Origin of the sequence: Mixta gaviniae (genome assembly GCF_002953195.1) — a bacterium.
Lineage (GTDB): Bacteria > Pseudomonadota > Gammaproteobacteria > Enterobacterales > Enterobacteriaceae > Mixta > Mixta gaviniae.
In genome coordinates this window covers 931147-952021 of the sequence record NZ_CP026377.1, presented here as the reverse complement: position 1 = coordinate 952021, position 20875 = coordinate 931147, and the positions used below count along the sequence as shown (strand labels likewise).

The 20875-nt window shown below is 58.9% G+C and carries 19 protein-coding genes; all 19 read right to left on the bottom strand.

All coding sequences use genetic code 11. The features are described from left to right. Positions 1 to 67: 67 nt before the first annotated feature. The 19 genes from secM to ilvN all read right to left on the bottom strand — a co-directional run bounded on the left by secM (position 68) and on the right by ilvN (position 20874). Complete coding sequence (secM, locus tag C2E15_RS04355; RefSeq protein ID WP_104959076.1) at positions 68 to 577, bottom strand: secA translation cis-regulator SecM; 510 nt, start codon at positions 575 to 577, stop codon at positions 68 to 70. 283 nt (positions 578 to 860) lie between these two features. Continuing rightward, complete coding sequence (lpxC, locus tag C2E15_RS04350; RefSeq protein ID WP_104956284.1) at positions 861 to 1778, bottom strand: UDP-3-O-acyl-N-acetylglucosamine deacetylase; 918 nt, start codon at positions 1776 to 1778, stop codon at positions 861 to 863. 99 nt (positions 1779 to 1877) lie between these two features. Then, positions 1878 to 3038 carry a cell division protein FtsZ gene (gene ftsZ, locus C2E15_RS04345; RefSeq protein WP_104956283.1) on the bottom strand — a complete coding sequence of 387 codons (1161 nt, stop codon included), beginning with the start codon at positions 3036 to 3038 and terminating at the stop codon, positions 1878 to 1880. A gap of 72 nt (positions 3039 to 3110) precedes the next feature. Next, positions 3111 to 4367: a cell division protein FtsA gene (ftsA, locus tag C2E15_RS04340; RefSeq protein WP_104956282.1), complete on the bottom strand. Its 1257-nt coding sequence runs from the start codon at positions 4365 to 4367 to the stop codon at positions 3111 to 3113. Further along, a complete protein-coding gene (gene ftsQ, locus C2E15_RS04335; RefSeq protein WP_104956281.1) occupies positions 4364 to 5200 on the bottom strand; it encodes a cell division protein FtsQ in 837 nt (278 codons plus the stop codon). The genes ftsA and ftsQ overlap by 4 nt, the downstream gene beginning before the upstream one ends. A gap of 1 nt (position 5201) precedes the next feature. Further along, the gene (locus C2E15_RS04330) at positions 5202 to 6122 is read right to left on the bottom strand and encodes a D-alanine--D-alanine ligase (RefSeq protein ID WP_104956280.1); all 921 of its coding nucleotides are present in this window, start codon (positions 6120 to 6122) and stop codon (positions 5202 to 5204) included. Next, complete coding sequence (gene murC, locus C2E15_RS04325) at positions 6115 to 7590, bottom strand: UDP-N-acetylmuramate--L-alanine ligase (RefSeq protein ID WP_104956279.1); 1476 nt, start codon at positions 7588 to 7590, stop codon at positions 6115 to 6117. Before murC ends, C2E15_RS04330 begins: the two co-directional genes overlap by 8 nt. 46 nt (positions 7591 to 7636) lie before the next feature. Then, positions 7637 to 8695 carry an undecaprenyldiphospho-muramoylpentapeptide beta-N-acetylglucosaminyltransferase gene (murG, locus tag C2E15_RS04320; RefSeq protein ID WP_104956278.1) on the bottom strand — a complete coding sequence of 353 codons (1059 nt, stop codon included), beginning with the start codon at positions 8693 to 8695 and terminating at the stop codon, positions 7637 to 7639. After that, complete coding sequence (gene ftsW, locus C2E15_RS04315; protein ID WP_104956277.1) at positions 8692 to 9909, bottom strand: cell division protein FtsW; 1218 nt, start codon at positions 9907 to 9909, stop codon at positions 8692 to 8694. Before ftsW ends, murG begins: the two co-directional genes overlap by 4 nt. Next, complete coding sequence (murD, locus tag C2E15_RS04310) at positions 9909 to 11225, bottom strand: UDP-N-acetylmuramoyl-L-alanine--D-glutamate ligase (protein ID WP_104956276.1); 1317 nt, start codon at positions 11223 to 11225, stop codon at positions 9909 to 9911. The genes ftsW and murD overlap by 1 nt, the downstream gene beginning before the upstream one ends. Positions 11226 to 11227: 2 nt before the next feature. Next, on the bottom strand, positions 11228 to 12310 hold the full coding sequence (gene mraY / locus C2E15_RS04305; RefSeq protein ID WP_104956275.1) for a phospho-N-acetylmuramoyl-pentapeptide-transferase: 1083 nt from the start codon (positions 12308 to 12310) through the stop codon (positions 11228 to 11230). After that, on the bottom strand, positions 12304 to 13668 hold the full coding sequence (murF, locus tag C2E15_RS04300) for a UDP-N-acetylmuramoyl-tripeptide--D-alanyl-D-alanine ligase (protein WP_104956274.1): 1365 nt from the start codon (positions 13666 to 13668) through the stop codon (positions 12304 to 12306). Before murF ends, mraY begins: the two co-directional genes overlap by 7 nt. Then, positions 13665 to 15152 carry a UDP-N-acetylmuramoyl-L-alanyl-D-glutamate--2,6-diaminopimelate ligase gene (murE, locus tag C2E15_RS04295; RefSeq protein WP_104956273.1) on the bottom strand — a complete coding sequence of 496 codons (1488 nt, stop codon included), beginning with the start codon at positions 15150 to 15152 and terminating at the stop codon, positions 13665 to 13667. Before murE ends, murF begins: the two co-directional genes overlap by 4 nt. Continuing rightward, complete coding sequence (locus tag C2E15_RS04290; RefSeq protein ID WP_104956272.1) at positions 15139 to 16905, bottom strand: peptidoglycan glycosyltransferase FtsI; 1767 nt, start codon at positions 16903 to 16905, stop codon at positions 15139 to 15141. Before C2E15_RS04290 ends, murE begins: the two co-directional genes overlap by 14 nt. 15 nt (positions 16906 to 16920) lie before the next feature. Next, entirely contained in the window at positions 16921 to 17241 is a 321-nt protein-coding gene (gene ftsL, locus C2E15_RS04285; RefSeq protein WP_104956271.1) for a cell division protein FtsL, read from the bottom strand. Beyond that, the gene (rsmH, locus tag C2E15_RS04280; RefSeq protein ID WP_104956270.1) at positions 17238 to 18179 is read right to left on the bottom strand and encodes a 16S rRNA (cytosine(1402)-N(4))-methyltransferase RsmH; all 942 of its coding nucleotides are present in this window, start codon (positions 18177 to 18179) and stop codon (positions 17238 to 17240) included. Before rsmH ends, ftsL begins: the two co-directional genes overlap by 4 nt. 2 nt (positions 18180 to 18181) lie before the next feature. After that, the gene (gene mraZ / locus C2E15_RS04275; RefSeq protein ID WP_085068013.1) at positions 18182 to 18640 is read right to left on the bottom strand and encodes a division/cell wall cluster transcriptional repressor MraZ; all 459 of its coding nucleotides are present in this window, start codon (positions 18638 to 18640) and stop codon (positions 18182 to 18184) included. Between the two features lie 537 nt (positions 18641 to 19177). Then, positions 19178 to 20188 carry a catabolite repressor/activator gene (cra, locus tag C2E15_RS04270; RefSeq protein ID WP_104956269.1) on the bottom strand — a complete coding sequence of 337 codons (1011 nt, stop codon included), beginning with the start codon at positions 20186 to 20188 and terminating at the stop codon, positions 19178 to 19180. 194 nt (positions 20189 to 20382) lie between these two features. Further along, entirely contained in the window at positions 20383 to 20874 is a 492-nt protein-coding gene (gene ilvN, locus C2E15_RS04265; RefSeq protein ID WP_104956268.1) for an acetolactate synthase small subunit, read from the bottom strand. Between the last annotated feature and the right edge of the window lies 1 nt (position 20875).

The window sequence follows — 20875 nt, the reverse complement described above, 5'->3', positions numbered from 1 at the left end:
CATCTTCACCGCTGTGTCTCTCTGCGGCTCGTTTTTATAGTGATACGGTTTAAGGAGTGTTCAGACTTTAGCTAAGAATGTACGGACCGGCACGAATTCCCTGCACCTGCGCAAGCCAGATGCCGACATGGTAATCGGGCGTAACAGAAAGGGCGGATTGTTGGGTGTGGCGAATGATGGCCGGACGGCGCGGCTCGTGCGTCAGCAACGCATTAAGCGTATCCAGCAGCGCGATTTTCTGCACCGCCAGCGGCAGCGCCGCTTCGGCATCAGGCAGATGTTGCGGCGCAAGTGCGAAAGAGAGGTGACGAATAACGGTGCGGATGGCGTGTTGATGCCAGTAGTCTACCGTAAAGCTGGCGCGACGGGCGTTCCCCTGCAGCAGCGCCAGGTTATCAAACCGCACGACGCTGTTGGCGCTCAAATTTTTCGCAGCGGCTTCAGGGCGATTATTTTGCTCAGCACTCTGCGCATGGGCTGCGGGCAGGCCGAGGCTTGCCGCCACCATGCCGAACAAGAGATGCGGCCAAAAATAACGCCTGCCTAATTGTCGCCAACGGTGAAAAATAGCGATCACAACGTTTTCCGTCTGGCAGATCAGATGCCTGCCCTTCTTCAATGAATAATTAACGGCTGTATTCCATCTGACGCAATACGTCTGTTGCCGCTTTAACGAGGGCAAATCTTATCATCATTGCGCGCGTTAAACATCAGATCGTAGCGGGAGGGAAAGAAAAGAGCGAGATTCTGCACACAACGGCGCAAATAATGCGCGCCCTGCGGCAGAAACAAAAACGACTGGTTTTGCTGGCCGGAGAGAGTGAGCCAGCGCTACCAGTCGTTTTAAGCGGTCAGGCGGATTACGCCAGAACCAAATTTGTTGCCCTGAATGCCACCGGCAGTTCAGCTTCGTCTTCAAAGGTCGCCCATTCCCAGGCTTCCTGTTTCGCCAGCACCGCCTGCAGCAGCTTATTGTTCAGCGCATGGCCCGACTTGTAGGCGGAAAACGCGCCGACAATGTTGTGGCCGCACATAAACAGGTCGCCGATAGCGTCCAGCATTTTGTGACGAACGAATTCATCTTCGAAGCGTAAACCTTCTTCGTTCAGTACGCGGAAATCGTCTAACCCAATCGCGCAATCTAAACTACCGCCCAGGCACAGGCCTTTGGACTGCAGGTATTCGATTTCACGCATAAAGCCGAAGGTTCGCGCGCGGCTGATCTGGCGCATAAACGCTTCCGTAGAGAAGTTCAGCTGATAGCGCTGTGAGCTGGAATCGATCGCCGGATGTTTAAAATCGATCGTAAAGTCGAGCGAAAAACCGTTATACGGTTTAATTTCAGCCCACTTATCGCCATCTTCAACACGTACAGCCTGCTTAACACGCACGAATTTCTTCGCACTGTTCAGCTCTTCCACGCCCGCGTCAACCAACAGGTAGACAAATGGCGCGGCGCTGCCGTCCATGATCGGCACTTCCGGCGCGTCGACTTCGACAATGATGTTATCAATGCCCAGTCCCGCCAGCGCAGCGTTCAGGTGTTCTACGGTGGAAATACGCACGCCTTCATCATTCACCAGGCAAGTACTTAGCATGGTGTCGCGCACGTATTTTGCATCAGCCGGGAAATCAACCGGTGGATTCAAGTCAGTGCGACGATAGATGACCCCGGTATTAGCCGGCGCAGGGCGTAACGTCAGGGAGACTTTCTTGCCGGTATGCAAACCGACGCCAGTCGCCTGAACAATACGTTTTAATGTCCGTTGTTTGATCATCGTATTATCTCGCAAAATATCATCCGACCGTCAGTCTATATCACTGACGGGCGAAGATTTTAGCACAAAGAGCGGAGAATCCCAATTCTCAGGTTATTCCTAGTCTGCCTGTTTGCGCAGGAAGGCAGGAATATCCAGGTAATCGGGCTCTTTGCCAGCCTGCGAGCTTTGATCGTTAACCACTTTAGCGGCAGGTTTCTGCGGCTCCTGCGGCAGCGGAGACATGCCGTGCTGCTGATAACGGTGATCCATTACCGGCTGGCTGGTCGCCTGCTTATTGGTCACTAAGGTGATTTCCGGACGCTTGTCCATGCCGATACCGGTCGCGACGACGGTCACGCGCAGTTCGTCGTTCATTTCCGGATCCAGCGAGGTGCCGATAACCACGGTAGCGTTATCCGACGCGAAGGCACGGATAGTATTACCCACGGTCTCGAACTCATCCAGACGCAGGTCGAAGCCAGCGGTGATGTTGACCAGCACGCCGCGCGCGCCGGAAAGGTCGATATCTTCCAGCAGCGGGCTGGAGATCGCCATTTCAGCCGCTTCTTCCGCTCGGTCTTCGCCGCAAGCGACGCCTGAACCCATCATGGCGTAGCCCATTTCGGACATCACAGTGCGCACGTCAGCAAAGTCGACGTTCATCAGGCCCGGACGGGTGATCAGCTCGGCAATACCCTGCACCGCGCCTTTCAGCACGTCGTTCGCCGCGCCGAAGGCGTCCAGCAGTGAAATACCGCGGCCCAGCACTTTCAGCAGCTTGTCGTTCGGGATGGTGATCAGCGAGTCAACATGCTTGGAAAGCTCGGCGATGCCCTGCTCGGCGAACGCCATACGCTTTTTGCCTTCGAAGTTGAATGGCTTGGTCACGACCGCAACGGTCAGAATGCCCAGGTCTTTCGCCACTTCCGCCACCACAGGCGCCGCGCCGGTACCGGTACCGCCGCCCATACCGGCCGCGATGAATACCATGTCCGCGCCGTCTAACGCGGAGCGCAGCGCTTCGCGATCTTCTTCTGCGGAAGTACGACCCACTTCAGGGTTCGCGCCTGCACCCAGACCTTTAGTAATGTTGGTGCCGATTTGAATGGTCTGGCCGACTGCAGTTTTGCGCAATGCCTGAGCGTCCGTGTTCACAGCGAAGAACTCAACGCCTTCGATGCGCTCGCGGACCATATGCTCTACGGCGTTGCCGCCGCCCCCGCCGACGCCGATGACTTTAATCACCGCGTCGTTGGTTAATTCCATTGGTTCAAACATAATTTCTCTCCGTTATGTGCCTGTCGCCTGGAGATCATAAAATAGTGCTAGCATGATCCCCTTTTAGAAAAATTAAAACTCTTTTTTCAGCCAGCTGTTGATACGTTTAAACCAGTTGCCAACTGACGCACGTTTTTCAACATCCGCCTCACCGTTCAGGTGAGACTCTTTTCCGTAGTGCAGCAGGCCTACCGCCGTTGAGTAGTAGGGCTCCTGCGCGTAATCGGTAAGTCCGGTAATGTTCAGCGGCTGCCCAATGCGCACCTGGGTATGGAATACCCGCTGCGCGCAGGCGGCCAAACCTTCAATCTGCGCCGCGCCGCCGGTCAATACAATACCTGCCGCCAGATGATGCTTCACACCCTGCTGACGAAGCTGTTCCTGCAGCTGCAGAATCTCGTCGTTCACCAGGTTAAGCAGCTCGGTGTAACGCGGTTCGATCACTTCGGCCAACGTCTGACGCTGTAGGCTACGTGGCGGACGACCGCCTACGCTTGGTACCTCAACGTTCTCATCTTTGCCGACGATCGATCCCAGCGCGCAACCGTGACGCACCTTGATCGCTTCCGCGTCGGTCGGCGGCGTGCCAAAGGCGTAAGCGATATCGCTGGTCACCACGTTCCCCGCGTACGGGATCACTTTGGTATGACGCAGCGCACCGCCGGTATAGACGGCGATATCCATGGTGCCGCCGCCGATATCGACAACGCAGACGCCCAGTTCACGCTCATCTTCCGTCAACACCGCAAAGCTCGATGCCAGGCCGGCGAAAATCAGTTGGTCAACTTTCAGGCCGCAACGTTCAACCGCTTTAACGATGTTTTTCGCCATATCGTTGTGACAGGTGATTAAATGTACTTTCGCCTGCATGCGCACGCCCGACAATCCGACCGGATTCTTGATCCCTTCCTGATAGTCGATAGCGTACTCCTGCGGGATCACATGCAGAATGCGGTGTTCATCGCGTACACGCACCGATTTCGCGGTATGTACCACGTTTTCCACATCTTCCTGCGTGACTTCCTCTTCAGAAATCGGAACCATCCCGATTTCGTTCTGACAGCTGATATGTTTGCCGGATAACGCCAGATAAACCGAGGAAATCTGACAATCCGCCATCAGTTCCGCCTGATCGATGGCACGCTGAACGCATTTCACCACCGATTCCAGATCGTTTACGCCGCCTTTATCCATACCGCGGGACGGGCAACTGCCCACCCCAATAATGTTGACCATGCCATCGGGCAGAATTTCCCCTACTAAAGCGGCGACCTTAGCGGTGCCTATCTCAAGTCCTACTACCAGTTTTCTGTCCGTCGCCTTGATCATTGTTGTTTAGCCTGTGCCTGATTCTGTTGCTGATTACTGTCCTGAGGCTCAATAAATGCCGGAGCCCAGCCAACGGCAGCGCCGGAGTCATAGCGCAAATCGACATAACTGACGCGCTTATTGTCAGCGGCGGCCTGCTGTTGGATCATCGGCCAGAGTTCAATAAACCGCTTAAGACGCTTCATGTTATCGCTACGGCCCAGCTCAATACGTACATCATCGCCAGTGACCAGCTGCCAGGAGTGGCGTGCGGTCATGGATGCTGCTTTGACGCTAAACTTGCTGGCGGCTAACACCGTACTCATCTGACGGTAGCCATCCAGCACGTCCTGCTCGTTGCCTTCGGGGCCATACAGCAACGGTAGCGTCTCTTTGCCGATATGGTTAGCCGGGACGCTAAAAGATTTGCCTTCCGCATCAACCATATGTAAATCATTCCACCGCGCCACCGGCACATACTCAACCAGATGAATCTTTAATTCGTCCGGCCACTGCTTGCGTACGCTGACCTGCTTGATCCACGGCAGACGTTCAATCTGCTGCTGAATCACATTTACATCTTGTGACATAAAAGTGCCTGGCGCACCCAGCGACAAAATGGCCTGACGGATATCGTCGTTGGTGGTGTAGTGGGTTTTTCCCGTCACCACCAGCCTCGAAAGCGGCAGACGCGAGGCATCATTCATCCATTTCAGCACCGCGACGCCGCCTGCCAGCGTCGTGCCGATCACCAGCAGCAGGAAAATAATGCCTGCCAGCCGGGAGCCATTGCTGCGTCCGGTGCGCGCTTTTTCCTGCGCTTCCCGACGTACGTTCAGAGCCGCCTGCGACATCTTAGTCGGCCAGCTCCAGGATACGCGCCACCAGCTGGAAGAAGCTCATCCCCGCCTGTTTCGCCGCCATCGGCACCAGGCTGTGGCTGGTCATGCCCGGCGAGGTGTTCACCTCCAGCAGAAAGAAGCTGCCGTCGCCGTCCATCATCACATCCACCCGGCCCCAGCCGCTGCAGCCCAGCGTACGCCATGCGTTCAGTACCAGTTCGCTCAGCTCCGCCTCTTTTTCCGCGCTTAAGCCGCTTGGGCAGAAGTACTGAGTATCGTCAGAAATGTATTTTGCTTCATAGTCGTAGAAATCACTGGCCGGCTGAATGCGGATCGAAGGCAAAATCTGCTCGCCCAGAATCGCGACGGTATATTCCGGACCGCTGAGGAATTTCTCCACCAGCACGTCATCGTCGTGACGGAACGCCTCTTCCAGCGCCGCAGGCAACTCAGAAGGCTGATTCACACGGGAAATGCCGACGCTGGAGCCTTCGCTGCTTGGCTTAACGAACAGCGGCATGCCCAGCTCTGCGATACGCTGCGCCAGGCTGCCGTCCAGCCCGGCGTCCATCTGCTGGCGGTTAATCCAGACATAGGGCGCCACTGGCAGGTTCGCGCCCTGCCACAGCAGTTTGGAACGCCATTTATCCATGGTAATGGCCGACGCCATCACGCCGCTGCCGGTATAAGGGATCTGCAGGAAATCCAGCACGCCTTGCAGGGTGCCGTCTTCGCCGCCGCGCCCGTGCAGCGCGATAAACGCTTTTTCAAAGCCCTCTTCTTTCAACCGCATCACCGGAAAATCGCGCGTATCAACGCCGTGCGCGTCAATGCCTGCTTCTTTCAGTCCGGCCAGCACCGCCGCACCTGACATCAGTGAGACCTCGCGCTCAGCGGAGGTACCGCCCAGCAGTACCGCTACTTTTTCAGCCATGATGTTCCTCTTCATTGGTCTGCGGTTTAAGTTTCTGCTCAGCCAGACGGCGGGCAATTTTACCTACGTTGCCAGCGCCCTGTACCAGAATCAAATCGTTGCCGCTTAGCGTCGGCGCCAGCATCTCCAGGATCGTCTCGTGATCGGGCACGAGGATCGGATCCACCTTGCCGCGCCCGCGGATGGTGCGGCAGAGCGATCGGCTGTCGGCACCCGGGATTGGCGTTTCGCCGGCGGAATAGACATCCAGCATCAGCAGTACATCCACCTGCGACAGCACATTGGCGAAATCGTCATAAAGATCGCGGGTGCGCGTGTAGCGATGCGGCTGGAAAATCATCACCAGTTTTTTATCCGGCCAGCCCGCGCGCGCCGCTTTAATGGTGGCGTCCACTTCAGTCGGATGATGACCATAGTCATCAACCAGCATGGCGCTGCCAGCCGCGCCATTAACGTTATCCAGCGGGAACTCGCCAAGGAAATCGAACCGGCGGCCGGTGCCCTGGAAGCTCTCCAGCGCGCTGAGGATATCGTCATCGTCGATGCCCTCTTCCGTCGCCACCGCCACCGCTGCCGCGGCGTTGAGCGCGTTATGACGGCCCGGGGCGTTCAGCGTGACGCGCATCAGCGGCTTATCGTGACGCACCAGCGTAAAGTGGCCCTGCGGACCGTGCTGCTCATAATCTTCAATGCGCACGTCGGCATCATCGCTGAAGCCGTACGTGGTGATCTGGCGGCCGACGCGCGGGATCAGATCGCGGATCACCGCGTCGTCGACGCACAGCACCGCGCGGCCGTAAAACGGCAGGTTGTGCAGAAAGTTAATAAATGTCTGCTTCAGGTTTTCGAAGTCGCCCTGGTAAGTATCCATATGGTCGGCTTCGATATTGGTCACGATCGCTACCATCGGCTGCAGGTGCAGGAACGACGCGTCGCTCTCATCCGCTTCGGCGATCAGATAACGGCTACTGCCCAGGCGCGCGTGAGTGCCGGCCGCTTTGACCAGCCCGCCGTTGACGAAAGTGGGATCGAGGCCGCCTTCGGCGTAAATACTGGTCACCATTGCTGTGGTCGTGGTTTTGCCGTGCGTGCCGGCTACGGCGATACCGTGGCGGAAACGCATCAGCTCCGCCAGCATCTCCGCGCGGCGGATCACCGGAATACGCGCTTCACGCGCGGCGATAATCTCCGGGTTATCCTGGGTTATCGCGCTGGAAACCACCACCACGCTGGCATCGCTAACGTTTTCCGGACGATGGTGAAAATAGATAGTGGCGCCCAGCGCGGTCAGGTGCTGCGTCACCGCATTGGGAGCGAGATCGGAACCGCTGATCTGATAACCTTCGTTGGCCAACACTTCGGCGATACCGCCCATGCCGGCGCCACCGATGCCGACAAAGTGAATGTGCCGGACGCGACGCATCTCGGGCACGATAGAACGCAGTTTCGCCAGTTGTTGAGTATTCATCGTTTCTTTTGCCTGTCGGTACCCCAGGTACCTTATCTCTGTTCTGTTAGCGCGCGACGGCGCTGACTTCTGCCGCTACACGTTCAGTGGCATCGGGAATCGCAACCTGACGCGCATTTTGCGCCATGCGCAGCAGCGTCGGTCTGTCCCACTGCTTTAACGTTTCCGCCACCGCATCCGCAGTAAACTGCGGCTGTTCAAAAATACGCGCCGCGCCCGCTTTTTCCAGCGGTAGCGCATTCCAGTACTGTTGACGATCTTTATGCTGAAACGGGACAAAAATCGCCGGCAGGCCGGCCGCCGCGACTTCGCTGACCGTCAGCGCTCCGGAACGGCACACCACCACGTCGGCCCATGCATAAGCCGCCGCCATATCGTCAATAAATTCGCTGATTTGATGCTGCGTCTGCCCGGCTTTTTCATAATCGGCCAGCACCTGACGCTGATTGCCTTTGCCGGTCTGATGCCAGAGTGTGATGCTGTCGCCCATCAGCGCCGCTACCTGCGGCAGGGTCTGATTAAGCACGCGCGCGCCCTGACTGCCGCCCACCACCAAAACGCGAATCGGGCCTTCGCGGCCCGCCAGTCGCTGCTCAGGGCTGCTGAGCGCCAGCACGTCGGTACGTACCGGATTGCCGACCACGTCGGCATGCGGAAAGGCGCCGGGAAACGCCTGCATCACTTTGGTCGCCAGCTTCGCCAGCCACTTGTTGGTCAGCCCGGCGATGCCGTTCTGCTCATGCAGCACCACCGGGATGCCGCAGCTCCAGGCGGCCAGGCCGCCCGGTCCGGAAACATAGCCGCCCATGCCCAGCACCACGTCCGGCTTCCAGGCCTTCATAATGCTGCGCGCCTGACGCCAGGCGTTGAAAATGCGCACCGGCGACGCCAGCAGCGCCTTCAGGCCTTTGCCGCGCAGACCGCTGATGCGGATAAAATCAATATCGATGCCATGTTTCGGCACCAGATCGGCTTCCATTCGATCGGCGGTGCCCAGCCAGCGCACCTGCCAACCCTGCGCCATCAGATGATGCGCGACAGCCAGACCGGGGAATACATGCCCGCCGGTACCGCCAGCCATCACCATCAACCGCTTTCCACTCATCGCGCACCTCGGGTAAACGCCTGCGCTTTGCTCAGGCGCGTTTCATAATCTATGCGTAACAACAACACGATGGCCGTCGACATAATAATCAGACTGGAACCACCGTAACTGATTAAGGGCAACGTCAGACCTTTGGTGGGCAGCATGCCCGCGGCCGCGCCGACGTTGACCAGCGCCTGGAAGCTAAACCAAACGCCGATGGAGCAGGCGAGAAAACCGGAGAAACGCTGGTCCAGCTCCAGCGCGCGGCGGCCAATCGACATCGCCCGAAAAGCGACGAAGAATACCATTAACAGCGCTAAAACCACACCGATATAACCGAGTTCTTCTCCGATAATGGAGAAAATGAAGTCGGTATGCGCCTCCGGCAAATACTCCAGTTTTTGCACCGAGTTGCCTAACCCCTGCCCCCAGAATTCGCCGCGACCGAACGCCATCAGCGACTGCGTTAGCTGGTAGCCGCTGCCGAACGGATCCTCCCAGGGATCCCAGAATGAGGTCACGCGGCGCATACGGTACGGCTCGGCGATGATCAACAGGATCACGGCGAAAATGCCCGATCCGATAATCGCCAGAAATTGCCATAGCTTGGCGCCGGCGAGGAACAGCATCGCCAGGGTGGTGACAAACAGTACCACCACGGTGCCCAGGTCAGGCTGCGCCAGCAGCAACACCGCCAGCACCACCATCACGCCCATCGGCTTGCAGAAGCCCCAGAAGTTGTTGCGGACCTCTTCCACCTTGCGCACCAGATAACTGGCGAGGTAGCAAAACAGCGAGAGCTTGGAAAGCTCGGCCGGCTGAATACGCAGCGGTCCCAGCGCGATCCAGCGCGACGCGCCGTTGACCGAGCTGCCCACCACCAACACGATCAGCAGCATCAGCACCGACGCCAGCAACATCATATTGCTGTAGCGCTGCCAGACCTCCATCGGCACGCGCAGCGTCACCAGCGCCATGCCGAACGCCAACAGCAGATAAAACGCGTCACGCTTGGCGAAGAAAAAGGGATCATCCGACAGGCGCTGGCCAACCGGCATCGACGCGGAGGTGACCATCACAAAGCCGATGATCGCCAGGCCGAACGTCAGCCACAGCAGCGTGCGATCGTACAGTACCATCGGCGCCGCATCGCTGTTTTCGCGGCTGCCCATCACCCATTCGCGCAGGCGCGTCACCACGCCACCCGCTATCCCTAAGCCCGGAATACGCATCAGCCCAGCTCCCGCGCCAGCTGCGCAAAGAGATCGCCGCGCTGCTCAAAGTTACGGAACTGATCGAGGCTGGCGCAGGCGGGCGACAGCAGAACGATATCGCCGGGCTGCACCTGCGGCGCAATGGCGGCCATCGCCTCGGCCAGCGTCTCCGTCAGGGTGGAGATCTCGGGACGTAACGCCGCCAGCGCTTCGCCGTCGCGACCGTAGCACCAGACGCGGATGGCGTCGCCCTGTAAATAGCGCGCCAGCGGCGTGAAATCTGCCGACTTGCCGTCGCCGCCCAGCAGTAGCCAGAGGGTGCCCTGCGCCCGCAATCCACTCAACGCCGCTTCGGTGCTGCCGACGTTGGTCGCTTTCGAATCGTTGATCCAACGCACGCCGTTGCGCTCATGCACCAGCTGAAAACGGTGCGCCAGCCCCTGAAAGGTGGTAAGCGCTTTCAAACTGCTGGCGCGCGGTACGCCAGCCGCGTCGGCCAGCGCCAGCGCCGCCAGCGCGTTGGTGTAGTTGTGCAGGCCGACCAGGTTCATTTCGTCGGTGTTTAAGACTTTTTCGCCGCGCACACGCAGCCAGACGCTGCCCTGCTGGCGGTTAAGATGATAGTCACCGACGTCGACGCCGAAGCTGACGCAGCGCTTATCCGCGCCGCGCACCGGCATCGTCAGTGCGTCATCCGCGTTAACCACGCACACGGCCGCGTTTTCATAGATGCGCAGCTTGGCGGCGCGGTACTGTTGTAGCCCCAGCGGATAGCGATCCATATGGTCTTCGCTGACGTTGAGGATGGTCGCCGCCGCGGCTTTCAGGCTGTGAGTGGTTTCCAGCTGAAAGCTGGAAAGCTCCAGCACATAAAGTTGAGCCGGCTGCTTCAGCAGGCTGAGCGCCGGCAGGCCGATATTGCCGCCTACGCCCACGGCCCAACCGGCCGCGCGCGCCATCTCGCCCACCAGTGTGGTGACGGTGCTTTTGCCATTGGAACCGGTAATGGCGACGATCGGCGCCTGCGCTTCCCGGCAGAACAGCTCAATGTCGCCGACGATCTCAATGCCCGCCTCGGCAGCTGCCGTCAGCAGCGGGTGAGCCAGCGCGACGCCGGGGCTGGCGACAATCAGATCCGACGCCAGCAGCCAGTCGCCGTTGAGCGAACCCAAATGCCGCTCAACGCTCGCGGGCAGTTTATCGAGGCCGGGCGGCGAGACTCGGGTATCCATCACGCGCGGCGTTACGCCCTGCGCTAAAAAGAAATCAACACAGGAGAGGCCAGTCAGCCCCAGCCCGATAATGACAACTTTTCTACCCTGATAGTCAGCCATAATTAACGCACCTTAAGGGTTGCCAGGCCAATCAGCACCAGCATCAGCGAAATGATCCAGAAACGCACGATCACGCGCGGCTCCGGCCAGCCTTTCAGTTCATAGTGGTGATGGATCGGCGCCATACGGAAAATACGCTGGCCGCGCAGCTTGAACGATCCCACCTGCAGGATCACCGAGAGCGTCTCCACCACGAACACGCCGCCCATAATCACCAGCAAAAACTCCTGACGCAGCAGCACGGCGATGGTGCCCAGCGCGCCGCCCAACGCCAGCGAGCCAACGTCGCCCATAAAGACCTGAGCGGGATAGGTGTTAAACCACAGGAAGCCCAGCCCGGCGCCAACGATCGCGGTGCAGACAATCACCAGCTCGCCGGCGTGGCGCAGATAGGGAATATGCAGGTAGCCGGCGAAGTTCATGTTGCCGGTGGCCCAGGCAACCAGCGCAAAGCCCGCCGCAACGAACACCGTCGGCATAATCGCCAGCCCGTCCAGGCCGTCGGTCAGGTTAACCGCGTTGCTGGTGCCGACGATCACGAAATAGGCGAGCAGGATATAGAGCAGCCCCAGCTGCGGCATAATATCTTTGAAAAACGGCACCACCAGCTGCGTCGCCGGCGTATCTTTGCCCACGGCGTACATCGCGAAGGCTACCGCCAGCGCAATCAGCGACTGCCAGAAATATTTCCAGCGGGCGATCAGCCCTTTGGTATCTTTGCGCACCACTTTGCGGTAGTCATCGACGAACCCGACGATGCCATAGCCGACCAGTACCGTCAGCACGCACCAGACATAGGGGTTAGAGGGATAGGCCCACATCAGCACCGAGATGGTGATGGAGGTCAGGATCATAATGCCGCCCATGGTCGGCGTGCCGCGCTTGCTGAAGTGCGACTCCGGGCCTTCGCTGCGCACAACCTGCCCGATCTGCAGCTTTTGCAGCCAGGCGATCAGGCGCGGGCCCATCCAGAGTGAAATAAACAGCGCGGTCAGCAGGCTGACGATGGCGCGAAACGTCAAATAGGAAAAGACGTTAAAGCCGGAATAAAAAGCGACCAGATGTTCGGCCAGCCAGACTAACATGTTCCTTTCTCCTGTAAGGTTTGTACTACCTGCTCCATGGCGGCACTACGAGAACCTTTAACTAAAACAGTAATCACCTGATGCTCTGCAAGCAGCGTCCGGAGGCGCGCCACCAGGGCAGCTTTGTCGCTGAAGTGTTCGCCCGCGCCGCTGGCGTCGCTGATCTGCTGGCTCAATACGCCCACGCTCAGCACTTTATCGATGCCCGCCTTGCGCGCGGCCTCGCCCACTTCGCGATGGCATGCCACCGCCTCATCACCCAGCTCTGCCATATCCCCGGTCACCATCACGCGATAGCCCGGCATCTCGCCCAGTACCTGCGCGGCGGCAGTCATCGAACCGACATTGGCGTTGTAGCTGTCGTCCAGCAGCAGCTTCTGCGGGCCCAGCGCGACCGGGAACAGACGTCCCGGCACCGCTTTCAGCGTCGCCAGACCCTGCGCTATCGCCTCCAGCGGAGCGCCTACCGATAAGGCCAGCGCGCTGGCGGCCAGCGCGTTAGCAATGTTATGTCGTCCCGGCAGCGGCAGCGTAACCGCCAGCGCGCCCTGCGGCGTATGCAGCGTAAAGGTGGTGCCCTGCGGGTTAACCGCGACGTCGGTGGCGTAAAAGTCCGCCTGTGCGTCTGCGGTACCGGAGAAGCGCCAGACACGCTGCTGCGTCAGCAGATCCTGCCAGCGCGGCCAGTCGTTGCTGTCGAGGTTAATGATCGCCGTGCCGTTTTCCGGCAGGCCAAGGAAAATTTCGCCTTTGGCTTTCGCTACGCCAGCCAGCGAGCCGAACCCTTCCAGATGCGCGGCCGCCAGGTTATTCACCAGCGCGCTTTCCGGACGCGTTAAGCTTGTGGTCCAGGCGATTTCGCCCTGATGGTTGGCGCCCAGCTCGATAACCGCATACTGGTGCGCGTCGGTCAGGCGCAGCAGCGTCAGCGGCACGCCGATGTCATTGTTCAGGTTGCCGGCGGTATAGAGGGTCTCGCCGCACTGACGCAGAATTGCAGCAGTCATCTCTTTGACTGAGGTTTTACCGGAGGAGCCGGTCAGCGCCACTACGCGGGTTTTCACCTGCTGACGCACCCAGGCAGCCAGCTGCCCCAAGGCGATGCGCGTATCGCTGACCACTACCTGCGGCACGTTAACTTGCAAGCGCTTACTCACTAATAATGCTGCCGCGCCGCTGGCAATGGCCTGGTCGGCAAAATCATGCGCGTCGAAGCGTTCGCCCTGCAGCGCGATAAACAAACAGCCCGGCGTCACTTTGCGGGTGTCGGTGGTGACGTCGCTAATCGCGCCGTCGCCGTTGCCGACTAAGGTACCGTTAGTCACCTGCGCCAGGGTCTCCAGGGAAAGTGTGATCATGCCACCACCCCCAGCAGACGCGCGACGGTTACCCGGTCAGAATAATCGAGACGACGATTGCCGATAATCTGGTAATCCTCATGGCCTTTGCCCGCCACCACGACGATATCCTGCGGCTGCGCCTGCATGATGGTATTGGTCACCGCCTGCGCACGCCCCGCCATGACACGGGCGCGGCCCGGGTCGAGCAGGCCGCTCAGAATGTCGTTCACAATCGCCGCGGGATCTTCGCTGCGCGGGTTATCGTCAGTAATGACCACCACGTCCGCGCACTGCTCGGCAATCGCCCCCATTAACGGGCGCTTGCCTTTATCACGGTCGCCGCCGCAGCCAAAGACGCACCACAGCTGCCCTTTGCAGTGCAGACGTGCCGCCTCCAGCGCTTTTTCCAGCGCGTCAGGCGTATGCGCGTAATCGACCACCACCGTCGGCTTATCCGGCGCGCTGAAGACCTCCATGCGTCCGCATACCGGCTGCAGCTGACGCGCGCTGGCGATCAGCTGCGCCAGCGGGTAGCCCAGCGCCAGCAGCGTCGCCAGCGCCAGCAGCAGGTTGCTGACGTTAAAGGCGCCCATCAGGCGGCTGTCCAGCTCGCCGTCGCCCCAGCTGGAGCTGAAGCTAACCGTTGCGCCGTTATCGTGATAGCGCACCGATGTCGCCTTCAGCCAGCGGTTGTGGCTGTCGGGTAGCAGGTTATTTTCCATCGTAACCGCGACCGCATCGGGCAGCTTCGCCAGCCAGCGGCGGCCGACTTCGTCATCGGCGTTAATGATCGCTTCGCCCACCTGGTGTTCAGAGAACAGCAGCCATTTGGCCGACTCATAACGCGTCATATCGCCGTGATAATCGAGATGATCGCGGCTCAGGTTGGTAAACACGGCGGCGGCGAAAGGCAGCGCCGCGACGCGATGCTGCACCAGGCCGTGCGAGGAGACCTCCATTGCCGCCACGGTCGCGCCCTGCCCTGCCAGCGCATCCAGCACCTGCTGTACATCAACCGCCGATCCGGTGGTATTTTCCGTCGGCACCAGACGGCCGTAGAGGCCATTGCCAACGGTGCCCATCACCGCGCCGGTTTCGCCCAGCAGGTTCGCCCACTGCGCCAGCAGCTGGGTGGTGGTGGTTTTGCCGTTGGTACCGGTCACGCCGATTAAGCGCAGCTTTTCCGCCGGCTGCTGATAGAAGCGCCCCGCCAGCGCGGAGAGCCGCTGCGGTAGCTGGGCCAGATAGATCACCGGCACGCCGTGCATTTCACGGATTTCACCATCCTCTGCTTCGCCTTCGGCTTCAGCGATCACCGCTGACACGCCCTGCGCGATAGCCTGAGGAATAAAACGTCGCCCATCAACGCTATGGCCTGCGACAGCCACAAACAGATCGCCGGACGCCGCCACGCGGCTGTCCAGGGTCATTTCACGAAGCGGACGCTCCGGCGCGCCAGGCACCCACGGAGCCAGTAAGTCGCGCAAGTTACGATCTGTCACTTGATCCCTCTTTCTTGTTGTTAACCAACTCATTCTTTTCACCAACCGGCAGCGCATCCGGTTCAATATTCATGGTGCGCAACACGCCGCCCATGATGGCGCCGAACACCGGCGCCGACACGGCGCCGCCGTAATATTTACCCGCCTGCGGATCGTTAATTACCACCACCAGCGCAAAGCGCGGATGGCTGGCGGGCGCCACGCCGGCGGTATAGGCGATATATTTGTTCACATAGCGGCCGTCGGGACCGACCTTCTTCGCGGTACCGGTTTTAATCGCGATACGATAGCCTTTGATCGCCGCCTTCACGCCGCCGCCGCCCGGCAGCGCCACGCTTTCCATCATATGCACCACGGTTTTCACCAGCTGCTCAGGAAAGACGCGCTCGCCCGGAACCGGCGGGTCAACTTTGGTAATAGAGAGCGGACGCGCCACGCCATAGCTACCGACGGTGGCGTAAACGCGCGCCAGCTGGAGCGGGGTCACCATCAGCCCATAGCCGAAAGAGAAGGTGGCCCTTTCAATATCGGACCACCTTTGTTTTTGGGGATACAGGCCACTGCTTTCCCCGACCAACCCCAGATTGGTTGGTTTGCCCAGCCCAAAGCGTGAATATGTTTCCACTAGCGCTGAGGAGGGCATCGCTAACGCCAGTTTTGATACCCCGACGTTACTCGACTTCTGCAAAATCCCGGTAAGGGTGAGTTCGTTATAGCGCGCGACGTCCTTGATTTCATGGCCGTTGACGCGGTAAGGAATGGTGTTCAGAACGCTATTTTCCCGCACGACGCCGCGCTGCAGAGCGGTCATCACCACCATCGGCTTGACGGTGGAGCCCGGCTCGAAGATGTCGGTGATAGCGCGGTTGCGCATCACATCTTTCGGCGTGTTGCTGAGGTTGTTCGGGTTATAAGCGGGGCTGTTGGCCATCGCCAACACTTCGCCGGTGTTAACATCCACCAGCACCGCGGTGCCCGACTCCGCCTTGTTGAAAGCGACGGCGTTATTCAGCTCGCGATAGACCAGCGCCTGCAGGCGTTCATCGATGCTGAGCGCCAGGTTGTGTGCCGCCTGGCTATCGACGGAGGAGATATCTTCAATCACGCGGCCGTAGCGGTCTTTACGCACCGTCCGCTCGCCCGGCTGGCCGGTCAGCCAGCGGTCGAAGCTTTTTTCCACCCCTTCGATGCCCTGGCCATCGATATTGGTGAAGCCGATAAGATGGGAAGTGACCTGGCCGGCGGGATAGTAGCGGCGCGACTCTTCGCGCAGATGAATGCCGGGCAGCTTGAGTTTTTTGATGTAATCGCCAATCGCCGGGTTGACCTGGCGCGCCAGGTAGACGAAACGGCCTTTCGGGTTGGCATTGACGCGGCTCGCCAGCTGATCGAGCGGTACGGAAAGCGCATCGGCCAGCGCCTGCCAGCGGCTATCGAGCGTCACGCCGCCGTGGTCATGCAGCTCTTTCGGGTCCGCCCAGATGGCGTTTACCGGCACGCTTACCGCCAGCGGACGGCCGGCGCGGTCAGTAATCATGCCACGTGCGGTAGGGATCGCCTGTACGCGCAGCGAGCGCATATCCCCTTCGCGCACCAGGCGGTCGGGTTTAATCACCTGCAGCCAGGCGACGCGCATCATTAATCCCACCAGCGCCAGGAAGATACCGCCGCACAGCAACGCAAAACGCCAGCTGACAAAGCTGGCCTGATCTTCCTGTTTTTTCAACTTAAGCGCTTTGGTTGCGGATCTCATGGAGTCCGGGATTCCTTATTGCTGTACCACAATATTTTCCTGTGCCGGATCGACATGCTGCATCTGCAGTTTTTCCGTCGCCGTGCGCTCAACGCGGCTGTGGTCGCCCAGCGCGTTCTCTTCCAAAATCAGGTTGCGCCACTCGATATCCAGCGCGTCGCGCTCCAGCACCAGCTGCTCGCGCTGCGCCGTCAGCAGGCGGGTTTTATGCGCCGTGGTCACCACCAGAACGGCCGATACCAGCACGGCGATCAGCAACAGCAGCGGGATCTTGCCGTGACGCAGCAGATCGCCGCCGATAACGCCGGGCAGGCTGTGCCGCTCATTTCCGATCATGATGCCGTTCTCTCCGCTATACGCAGCACCGAACTGCGCGCGCGTGGGTTTTCAGCAACTTCCGCTTCGCCCGGCATCATCTTGCCGAGCGCCTTCAGATGGCGGCCGCCAAGCTTCTGCAGCTGCGCTTCGGTCATCGGCAGCCCGGCCGGCACCTGCGGCCCGCGGCTCTGCTCGCGCATAAAGCGCTTCACCAGCCGATCTTCCAGCGAATGGAAGCTGATGATAGAGAGGCGTCCGCCGGGCGCCAGCGCCGTCAGCGTGCCTTTCAGCGCCTGCTCAATCTCTTCCAGCTCGCTGTTGACCCAGATACGGATTGCCTGAAAGCTGCGCGTCGCCGGATGCTTGAACTTATCCTTTATCGGCGTCGCGGCGGCAATCACCTCCGCCAGCTCTTTAGTGCGCGTCATCGGCTGCAGACGATTGCGTTCGACGATGGCGCGCGCAATACGTTTGGCGAAACGCTCTTCGCCATAAGTCTTCAGCACAAAGGCGATATCGTTCTCTTCCGCCTGCAGCAGCCATTCGGCGGCGGAGAGGCCGCGCGTGGGATCCATGCGCATATCGAGCGGCCCGTCGCGCATAAAGGAGAAGCCGCGCTCGGCGTCATCCAGCTGCGGCGAAGAGACGCCCAGGTCAAGAAGAATGCCGTCTACCTTGCCGGTTAAGCCACGCGCCTCGACATATTCCGCCAGCGCCGAAAAGGGGCCATGAATAATAGTGAAGCGCGGATCGTCGATCGCGGCGGCGGCGGCGATAGCCTGCGGGTCGCGGTCAATGGCGAACAGCCTGCCCTGCTCTCCCAGCTGGGAGAGGATCAGGCGCGAGTGTCCGCCCCGACCAAAGGTACCGTCGATGTAAATGCCGTCTTCTTTGATGTTGAGCGCGTTGACGGCTTCATCCAACAGCACCGTGGTATGTATATAATTATCCTGCATAGCTATAGCGACAAATCCTGCAACCGCTCTGAAAGCGGCTCCTGAGCGGCTTGCTCAGCGTCAATATCTTCCCTGACTTGTTGATACCAGGTCTGTTCATCCCACAGTTCAAACTTATTAAACTGTCCAACCAGCATCACTTCTTTTGTCAGACTGGCATGTTGGCGCAGCGTGCTGGCGAGCAGCAGTCGGCCGGCACTGTCCATCTGACACTCGCTTGCATGTCCCAACAGCAGTCGCTGCACGCGACGCTCTGCGGGGTTCATGCTGGATAAACGAGATAGTTTTTGTTCAATAATTTCCCACTGGGGTAAGGTATAGAGCAGCAGGCAGGGCTGATGGAGGTCAATGGTGCAAACCATCTGGCCTTCAGATTCCTCAATCAGCGTTTCGCGATAACGCGTGGGCACGGCCAGCCGCCCTTTGCTATCGAGGTTGACTAAGGTTGCGCCACGAAACATGTCAGCTAATGCCCTCAGTTACCCTTTTTTGCCACTTTACCCCACAAATTCCCACGAAAGGAGTTTACGGAGCGGAGGAAATCATTGTCAAGCTACGCAATGAGCCAGGCGGGATTATTTCTCAGGGTGATCAAAAGCCGTCAGCTTAAAAATGACCTTTCGGCTAACGCGCGGCAAAAAATAAACCGATGAATAGTGGTAAAAAAATCGCGACGGCAAATAGATTGCGCAAAAAGAACGCACTTTTTATTAATCTCACGAAAGCACTGAAGTTTGCGACAGCGGCGACATTTTAGGGTCATTCCGATAAAAAGGCGGTCTGTAAGCCGCGCGCGGCGCGGTATGGCGCGTCATTATCAATAACATAATAAAAACGTCGGTGAATCGTTAAAAACATTTCCACCGATTTACTTTAATTTACTTAATAGGCTTCCCGGCTCGCCGGAATAATAGCGGTGGTTATTATTGGCTATTTTAAAAGCGAAAATATTTAAAGATGTAAAAAAGGCAGCCTGCGCTGCCTTTGTCCGGTGGTTATTAACGCGCTTTACGACTTAATTTACCGCGCCGCACCAGATTACGGCGAATGCGCGTTAAGCCCGGTTTCGGCCGGCGCGGCTCATCCAGGCTGGCCAGCACCAGCTCCAGCACGCGTTCGGCGACGTCACGATGACGCTGCGCCACCGCCAGCACCGGGCATTCAAGAAAATCGAGCAGTTCATGATCGCCGAAGGTGGCGATAGCCAGCTCGGTCGGCAGGCGTCCTTCACGCTGCAGCGTAACGTCCATAACGCCCTGCAGCAGGCCGAAAGAGGTGGTGAACAGCGCGTCGGGCATCGGATGCTCATCAAGATACTTTTCAAACAGCGCGGCGGCGGCCACGCGTTCAAAGCTGTTGGCGTAGATGAAATCGATCGGCCGTTCATCCCCCTGCCAGGCTTCGCGAAAGCCCATCTCGCGCAGGAAGCTGACGGACAGCTCCGGCAGCGCGCCCATAAACAGCACGTTATTGATCGGCAGCTGACGCAATTCAGCCGCCAGCGCCTGCGCATCTTCCTGATCGGCGCCCACGACGCTGGTGAAGTGTTCACGATCCAGCGCGCGGTCGAGCGCAATAATCGGCAGAGAATGATTCGCCCAGCGCTGATAAAAAGGGTGTTCCGGCGGCAGCGAGGTGGACACGATAATCGCATCCACCTGACGCTGCAGCAGATGCTCAATACAGCGCATTTCATTGTCCGGCTGATCTTCCGAACAGGCGATCAGCAGCTGATAGCCGCGCTGGCGCGCCTGACGTTCCAGATAGTTGGCGATGCGCGTATAGCTGGTATTTTCCAGATCCGGGATCACCAGACCGATGGAGCGGGTTCTGCCCGCTCTGAGGCCGGCGGCCACCGCGTTCGGATGATAGTTATGCTCGCGCACCACAGCCATGACTTTCTCAACGGTTTTATCGCTGACACGATATTGCTTCGCCTTGCCGTTGATGACATAGCTGGCGGTGGTGCGCGACACACCGGCAAGACGCGCTATTTCATCCAGTTTCACAATCACTCCACATCGTTAACGCCATGAGGCGAAAAATAGCCGCAGCATGGCTAAGGATAAGCTTTTTTTTACATCTAACCGCAGAAAGGGCCAGCGGGCAACCGCTTTTACTGGCAAAAATGAGGCGCGTCAGAAAATAAAAAAACCCGGCAGAACGCCGGGTTAGCAACAGAATGGATTATCACTTCAGATGATTAACGCATAATCCGGTCACCACGCGAAACCCCGACCACGCCGGAACGCGCGATTTCGACAATTTCCGCCACTTCGCGCAGCGTATTGAGAAAGGCGTCAAGCTTGTCGCTGGTGCCCGCCAGCTGAACCGTATAAAGCGTCGGCGTGACATCAACAATCTGTCCGCGGAAAATCTCAGCGCTGCGCTTAACTTCTTCGCGCGCGTAGCCGCTGGCCTGAATCTTCACCAGCATGATTTCGCGTTCGATATGCGCGCCCTGCCCCAGCTCGCTGACGCGCAGCACATCCACCAGCTTGTGCAGCTGCTTTTCGATCTGCTCCAGCGCCTTTTCGTCGCCCACGGTCTGGATGGTCATGCGCGATAGCGTCGGATCGTCGGTCGGCGCCACCGTCAGGCTTTCGATGTTATAGCCGCGCTGGGAAAACAGGCCGACCACGCGGGATAATGCGCCGGATTCGTTCTCCAGCAGAACCGATAAAATACGCCGCATG

What these genes read in the sequence shown, in the direction of transcription:
- ftsA (WP_104956282.1), bottom strand. Translation starts at nt 4,367, where the DNA reads ATGATCAAGGCGACGGACAGAAAACTGGTAGTAGGACTTGAGATAGGC.
- C2E15_RS04330 (WP_104956280.1), bottom strand. Translation starts at nt 6,122, where the DNA reads ATGGCTGAAAAAGTAGCGGTACTGCTGGGCGGTACCTCCGCTGAGCGC.
- murF (WP_104956274.1), bottom strand. Translation starts at nt 13,668, where the DNA reads ATGATCACACTTTCCCTGGAGACCCTGGCGCAGGTGACTAACGGTACC.
- rsmH (WP_104956270.1), bottom strand. Translation starts at nt 18,179, where the DNA reads ATGCAGGATAATTATATACATACCACGGTGCTGTTGGATGAAGCCGTC.
- ftsZ (WP_104956283.1), bottom strand. Translation starts at nt 3,038, where the DNA reads ATGTTTGAACCAATGGAATTAACCAACGACGCGGTGATTAAAGTCATC.
- mraY (WP_104956275.1), bottom strand. Translation starts at nt 12,310, where the DNA reads ATGTTAGTCTGGCTGGCCGAACATCTGGTCGCTTTTTATTCCGGCTTT.
- C2E15_RS04290 (WP_104956272.1), bottom strand. Translation starts at nt 16,905, where the DNA reads ATGAGATCCGCAACCAAAGCGCTTAAGTTGAAAAAACAGGAAGATCAG.
- mraZ (WP_085068013.1), bottom strand. Translation starts at nt 18,640, where the DNA reads ATGTTTCGTGGCGCAACCTTAGTCAACCTCGATAGCAAAGGGCGGCTG.
- lpxC (WP_104956284.1), bottom strand. Translation starts at nt 1,778, where the DNA reads ATGATCAAACAACGGACATTAAAACGTATTGTTCAGGCGACTGGCGTC.
- murD (WP_104956276.1), bottom strand. Translation starts at nt 11,225, where the DNA reads ATGGCTGACTATCAGGGTAGAAAAGTTGTCATTATCGGGCTGGGGCTG.
- ftsW (WP_104956277.1), bottom strand. Translation starts at nt 9,909, where the DNA reads ATGCGTATTCCGGGCTTAGGGATAGCGGGTGGCGTGGTGACGCGCCTG.
- ftsQ (WP_104956281.1), bottom strand. Translation starts at nt 5,200, where the DNA reads ATGTCGCAGGCGGCTCTGAACGTACGTCGGGAAGCGCAGGAAAAAGCG.
- murC (WP_104956279.1), bottom strand. Translation starts at nt 7,590, where the DNA reads ATGAATACTCAACAACTGGCGAAACTGCGTTCTATCGTGCCCGAGATG.
- ilvN (WP_104956268.1), bottom strand. Translation starts at nt 20,874, where the DNA reads ATGCGGCGTATTTTATCGGTTCTGCTGGAGAACGAATCCGGCGCATTA.
- murG (WP_104956278.1), bottom strand. Translation starts at nt 8,695, where the DNA reads ATGAGTGGAAAGCGGTTGATGGTGATGGCTGGCGGTACCGGCGGGCAT.
- ftsL (WP_104956271.1), bottom strand. Translation starts at nt 17,241, where the DNA reads ATGATCGGAAATGAGCGGCACAGCCTGCCCGGCGTTATCGGCGGCGAT.